5 protein-coding genes are annotated in these 6,344 nt (G+C 37.8%); 4 read left to right on the top strand and 1 reads right to left on the bottom strand.

All coding sequences use genetic code 11. The features are described from left to right. Window positions 1-74: 74 nt before the first annotated feature. Complete coding sequence (locus V7659_RS21785; RefSeq protein WP_335542203.1) at window positions 75-1,658, bottom strand: PucR family transcriptional regulator; 1,584 nt, start codon at window positions 1,656-1,658, stop codon at window positions 75-77. Window positions 1,659-1,817: 159 nt separating this feature from the next. On the opposite strand from V7659_RS21785, the gene V7659_RS21780 reads away from it, so the two are divergent. From V7659_RS21780 to V7659_RS21765, 4 genes are all read left to right on the top strand, one after another. Next, window positions 1,818-3,446, top strand: coding sequence for an amidohydrolase (locus tag V7659_RS21780; protein ID WP_335542201.1), 1,629 nt, complete (start codon window positions 1,818-1,820; stop codon window positions 3,444-3,446). After that, the gene (locus tag V7659_RS21775; RefSeq protein WP_335542200.1) at window positions 3,443-3,643 is read left to right on the top strand and encodes a DUF3311 domain-containing protein; all 201 of its coding nucleotides are present in this window, start codon (window positions 3,443-3,445) and stop codon (window positions 3,641-3,643) included. Before V7659_RS21780 ends, V7659_RS21775 begins: the two co-directional genes overlap by 4 nt. Continuing rightward, a complete protein-coding gene (locus V7659_RS21770) occupies window positions 3,643-5,127 on the top strand; it encodes a sodium:solute symporter family protein (protein WP_335542198.1) in 1,485 nt (494 codons plus the stop codon). Before V7659_RS21775 ends, V7659_RS21770 begins: the two co-directional genes overlap by 1 nt. A gap of 17 nt (window positions 5,128-5,144) precedes the next feature. Next, window positions 5,145-6,344: Zn-dependent hydrolase (locus tag V7659_RS21765; protein ID WP_335542196.1), on the top strand; the 1,200-nt coding region annotated here is incomplete at its 3' end.

The raw sequence follows: 6,344 nt of genomic DNA, 5'->3' as shown, positions 1-6,344 counted from the left end.
GCGAACCGCTTGTGCCTGGAGCGGAAATCAACAGGCACTTTAACGGAGCCTTCACGAAAAAAAATCCCTCTTTCTTAAGAGAGATTTTCTACATCTGCAGACTGGAAATTAAATTGAGTAGCAAGCAGCATTAATTCAACAACAAGACGCTTAGGCGGAAGCATATAATCACTGCCTATTAAGCTTTCAATCTTAGACAAACGATGATATAACGTTTGACGAACAATAAATAGCTTTTCAGCCGTCTCATTCTTCTGACAATTATTCTGTAGATAAACCTGTAAGGTTGTAATCAAATTCCCATTATTTTTAGCATCGTATTCATAGAGGGGCTCTAAATATCTTTTGGCTAAATCCATAATGGCTTTATTTTTTTGCAGCTGAAGAACTAATTGATGTAAGTACAGATCTTCATAAAAATAAGAAAGATGAGCAGCATTACTTCGGATTAACAGAGTATCCTGTGCCGTTTCGTAACTTTGATGTACTAATTTATATTGTTTTACAATCTGCCCGACAGCCGTAGTGACAGATAGATCTATATATTTTTGATTCTTTCTAAAGTCCTTGATTTTCTCAATGCACTCGATAATCCGGTGTTTTAGATCGTGTCCATAGATATCCGCAATAATATAAATGAGCCGTTGTTTTTCTTCTAATAGAAATAAGACAAATCCTTTTTTTTCAAAAACATTCCTGGAGTATAATTTGTAATAATTTAAGTCATTTTCTTTTTTGGATTTCTTAATCTGATCGATTAATACAAAGTAAGAGCAATTTAATAAATGGTGAAAACTCTGCTCCTTTAAGAAGGAAGTGATTACAGAATCTTCAACCTTCCCACCTAGCCAAGCCTCTAATAACATGCGAGAGTGCATATTTTGTTTCTCTTCTATATATAAGCTGCGTAACAAATATTGTGATAGGGCAATAACCGTTCGATCCAATACTAACAATTCAAACTCATTGATTGTACGGTCCTCTGTGAAAATACAGACTTCACCATAACGTTCTTCTAGTATATTTACTTCACATTTGGCAAAATGCTTGGAACTTCCCTTTGTTTCATAATTGTTTCTGAAGGTCTGATATATATGGTGTTTCTCATTTGGTATAAACAATGGTTGCTGCCCGTTGATGATAAAGGCAACGTTCATGTTTAAAAATCTATTAAGTCTCAGTAAAATATGTTCATAATGAGTGATCTTCAATGTTAATTTGTTGATTTCTTGAGAATAATCCTCCAGCCGTTTGATCATTTCATACTGTTGATTAATTAATATACTATGTATTTCCTGTGTTATTTCAATAAAGGGAACGACTTCGCTAAACACAAGAATAGGGAAACAATGAAAATCAGCCAGCTTTATTACTTGATGTGGTACTGATTGAATATGTTCACCAAATTCAATACATAAACCGGCTGCTTCTTTTTCGATCAGTTGTTCTACAAAATTGAATAGAGTCTTTTCCTCAATGAGTTGAATTCCGGTTGTTAAAATTAATTCGTTGCCCTTTATTAAACTAGTAATCTCTTTCGATTCTAGTATATGAACCCACTTGATTGTATTGGAAACCCCGCCATGACCTGCTATCATTTCCACGTTTTGAAAATGTTTTTTATCAAATAAATCTTGAACTGTTAGCGAATAAGACATGTTGACCCCCCTTCCAAAAAAGCGCTTACAAAGAATAATATAACATAATGTAAAACAGTTAAGAAAACTTCTTTACATTATGTTCATACCGAGTTGCTAAAAAGCTATGTTATATTTATTTTTGTTATCATCTAAAAATTCAGATAAAGGAGTGACCCAATGAGTCAGACAGCTCTATTAAACGGTGAAGTCATTTCAGTGAATAGTAGAAACGAAGTCTTTGAAGCATGTTTGATAGAAGACAACAAAATCGTAGCAGTAGGAACAACAGAAGAAATTAAAAAGCGCATTACTTCCTCAACAAAAGTCATTGATTTGCATGGAAGATCTGTTTTACCAGGTCTGATTGATGCTCATATGCATCTTTTTTTATACGGCAATACATTAATGCACCTCAACTGTAAAGAACCCTCGATTCACTCGATAGAAGAGCTATTAGAAAAATTAGCAGCCATTGTTCAAAAGGCGAAAAGTGGACAAGTTATTCGCGTATTTGGATTCAATGAGTTAATGGTAGAAGAACAACGTTATCCCACTATTCAGGAACTTGATCAACTAACAGAAGAACACCCGATTGTCATCACCCGTACCTGCGGGCATATCGGCATTGTGAATTCAGCTGCCTTAAAGTTAGCCGATATTGATGCAGCTACACCTGATCCTCAAGGCGGAACCATAGAAAAAGACAACGACGGCAAATTTACAGGCCGCCTTATCGAGAATGCCTTTTTACAATTTAATCAATATGTGACTTATAGTGATGAAGAATTGTTTGATGCGCTGACAAAAGCGCAAGAACAATTATTTGCTTATGGAATTACAAGTGTCCATGATGCAGGAGGATTTGACGAAAACACCTTTAGAATCATGCAAAAGGCTTCAAATAAAAAGCAACTAAAAGTCAGGACTTATGCCATGATTGCTAGTCTAAACGATTGCGAAAACTTTACGAAAAACATGATAAAGGCTGGTGTCATGACCCATACGGGCAATGAGTTTTTCAAAATTGGCCCTGCCAAACTATTTACGGATGGCAGCAGTACAGGACCGACCATCGCTACGCGCGAGCCTTACACAAGTGATGGGGACAATTACGGTTACTTGATGTATACAGAAGAGGAACTTTATTCCATCCTTTCAGAAGCCCATCAAAATGACTATCAAATTACCGTCCATGCCCAAGGAGATAAGGCGATTGAGCAATATTTGGGTGTGATTGAACGTTTATTAGAAGAACATCCGCGTGAGGATCATCGCCATCGTGTCGAGCATTTAGGAATTTGTCCGCCGGACTTGCAGGAAAAAGCTAGGGGGCTAAATGTTATTCCGGTACTCAATCCATCCTTCCCATATGAATTCGGTGAAAGTTATATTCGCAATTATGGTGAACGTACTGATTATATGTATGCGGCGAAGGATTTAATGAACCAAGGCATCATCACCGCCGCTGGCTCAGATGCACCGATCACAACCGTTAACCCACTTGTGGGCATTTACACAGCCGTTGCCAGGTTAACCCGACAAGGGACAGCATTTGGACAGCAACAACAAGTGTCTCTCATGGATGCCATTCGCATGTATACGTATAACGCAGCTTTTGCAAGCTTTGATGAAAAGATGAAAGGCAGCATTGAAGAAGGTAAATTGGCAGATTTAGTGATATTAGATACTTCTCTATTAAACAGTCCTATCGAAAAGATAACCGACATTAAAGTGGATGCAACGATGCTAGATGGTGAAATTGTTTATGAAAAAAACAAGAATAGGATGGGAGTGGGAATTAAGTGAGAAAGTATGCGCAGCTTTTACTGATTATTCCTTTCATTGGAATGTGTGTCCTTTTGCCAGTAGCTGATCGGATTGAACCGTATGTTTTAGGAGTGCCTTTCTTACTATTTTGGATAGTGTTATGGATGATTCTATCATCGGTAGTTCTGCTCATCGTGTATAAATTAGATCCTGCAAATAAAGGAAGTGAAGTGTAATGAATAGTGCTTTGGTCATTATCTTTCTCGTAGCTATTGTCGCTTTATACTTAGGAATTCGAGCAACCCGTGGAAAAGAAATGAACGTCAATGAATTCGCGGTTGGGAATAAAGGATTTGGCACACTATTCGTATTCCTGCTTATTGCAGGTGAAGTTTACACCACCTTTACTTTTTTAGGAGGCAGCGGATGGGCCTATTCAAAAGGTGCAGCAGCTTACTATGTTCCAGCCTATATTTGCTTGGCCTATGTGCTTTCCTATTGGATGGTCCCTAAAATTTGGCGTTTTGCGAACAAGCATGGGGTTATTTCACAGCCCCAATACTTTATGAAAACTTATAAAAGTAAAGCTCTTGGTTTGGTCGTCGCTTTCATCGGTTTAATCGCGCTCATCCCATATATCGTCATTCAATTAAAAGGATTAGGAATCATCGTATCAGAAGCTTCTTATGGAACCATTTCACCATTAATGGCTTCGACGATCGGTGCAGCGATTGTGACGATCTATGTTACTGTCTCCGGTATCCATGGATCCGCCTGGAATGCCGTATTAAAAGATATCATGATTTTATTTGTAATTGTATTCTTAGGTATCTATATTCCTTATCATTATTTTGGCGGAATCAGGCCTTTATTCGAAGCCCTTCAAACCGCTAAACCGGAAGTTTTAACCTTTGCATCTGAAGGCTTTAGTAAGTCATGGTTTATTTCTACCATCGTATTAAATGCATTTGGTTTTTACCTATTACCACAGTCGTTTAGTGTAGTATTATCGGCTAGATCTGAACGTGCATTAAAGAAAAATGCGATCACGCTGCCGTTGTATACGATTTTAATTTTATTTGCCTTCTTTATTGGATTTTCAGCGATTATTCAAGTACCTGGTTTAGAAGGTGCTGACGGTGACTTGTCACTGTTGCGTCTCACGATGCAAACATTTGATCCTTGGTTTGTCGGAATTGTTGGCGGGGCCGGCGTACTTACGGCGTTAGTACCGGTATCCGTTATGGTCATGTCTGGAGCAGTCGGGTTAATGACAGGTTTTTATAAGTTAATTAAGCCAAATTCAAGCGATCGCCAGCAGCTGACCGTGTCTAAATTATTTGTTTTATTCATTATTTTAACGGCTTATTTTTTCAGTATTTTCGGCGGAGAAGCTTTGGCTATTTTAAATATCATGTCATATGGTTTAATTACTCAATTAGTGCCTGCGCTGATTTTTGGTTTCTATAATACAAAGTTCATGAATGCGTACGGGGCTATGGCCGGTATTATCACAGGGGTTTCCATCGTCTTATTTAATTCAGTTACTGCATTTAAATTAGTGAATATTTTTCCAAATATTTCAAGTGTCATTAATGATATCAACATTGGTTTTGTAGCCATTGCTATTAATATTTTCATTGGAGTGAGTGTAAGTTTACTAACTAACACATTTGCAGCAAGAGAAAGTTCCGAGGTAGTAGAAGAATTGGCAAAATAATTAAAGGAGGGCTCTTTGTGATAAAGTGTAATCCGAATCGACTTGAAAAATTAATTGATTTATTTAGTTTGTTTGGCAAAACCGATAACAATGGAGTAACGAGGCTTTCATTATCTGCGGAGGATATCGCAGCACGTCAGAAATTCCAAACATTATGTGAAGAAATAGGAATGACTGTAACATGCGATGATATGGGGACGATGTATGCGACCTTACCTGGAAAGAAAAATTTGCCTCCTATTGTCATCGGTTCTCATTTAGACTCTGTTGTTAAAGGCGGACGTTTCGATGGTGTGCTTGGTGTCCTAACTGCTTTAGAGACTGTCTATACGATAAAAGATGAAAATATCGAGTTAGACTACCCAATTACAATTGTCAATTTTACAAATGAAGAAGGGGCCCGGTTTGAGCCATCTCTTATGGCTTCCGGTGTGTTATCCGGAAAGTTTGATAAAACCAAAATGCTTGCTTCAACAGATAGAAATGGCATTACATTTGCTCAAGCATTAAATGAAAGCGGTTTCGAGGGACCTGTGAAAAATCGTTTAAAAGAAGCGAGTGCTTATATCGAATTGCATATTGAACAAGGACCTGTACTTGAAAGGAAAAACTTAGATATCGGTGTTGTAGTAGGTGTGCTAGGAATGGTATGCTACGAAATCACTGTCAATGGAGAATCCAATCATGCAGGTACCACACCGATTAGCATGCGTAAGGATCCAATGTTCACGGCTGCCAATATGATTGCAGATATGCAAAAACAATTACAAAGACTAGACTCGGATCTTGTATATACCATCGGAAGAATCAATGCTTATCCAAATATCCATACCGTTATTCCTTCAGAGGTAACCTTTACTTTAGAGGCAAGACATCAGGATCCCGGGGTCATTGCCGAAGTAAACCAGATAGTGGAGCGATTACCGAAAAATTTAAATGAATGCTCAGTAAAATCAACCCTTCTATGGGATCGAGATACGGTTGACTTTAATGAAGAAGTAATCAATGCTGTGGAATCTACTTGCAAAGAGTTAGACTATAAAGAAAATCGAATGTATAGCGGCGCTGGCCATGATGCTCAATTCATCGCCTCTTATATACCAACGGCAATGATTTTTGTACCAAGTGTAAATGGCTACAGTCATCGTGAAGATGAATTCACTTCCTATGAAGACTGCGCAAAAGGTGCTAATGTTTTGCTTAATAGTGTATTACAA

The sequence above is a fragment of the Neobacillus drentensis genome (assembly GCF_036966985.1).
GTDB classification, from domain to species: domain Bacteria; phylum Bacillota; class Bacilli; order Bacillales; family Cytobacillaceae; genus Neobacillus; species Neobacillus drentensis_E.
The sequence above is the reverse complement of the archived record's forward strand: the minus strand, read 5'-3'. Positions and strand labels throughout refer to the sequence as shown.

What these genes read in the sequence shown, in the direction of transcription:
- V7659_RS21785 (WP_335542203.1), bottom strand. Translation starts at nt 1,658, where the DNA reads ATGTCTTATTCGCTAACAGTTCAAGATTTATTTGATAAAAAACATTTT.
- V7659_RS21780 (WP_335542201.1), top strand. Translation starts at nt 1,818, where the DNA reads ATGAGTCAGACAGCTCTATTAAACGGTGAAGTCATTTCAGTGAATAGT.
- V7659_RS21770 (WP_335542198.1), top strand. Translation starts at nt 3,643, where the DNA reads ATGAATAGTGCTTTGGTCATTATCTTTCTCGTAGCTATTGTCGCTTTA.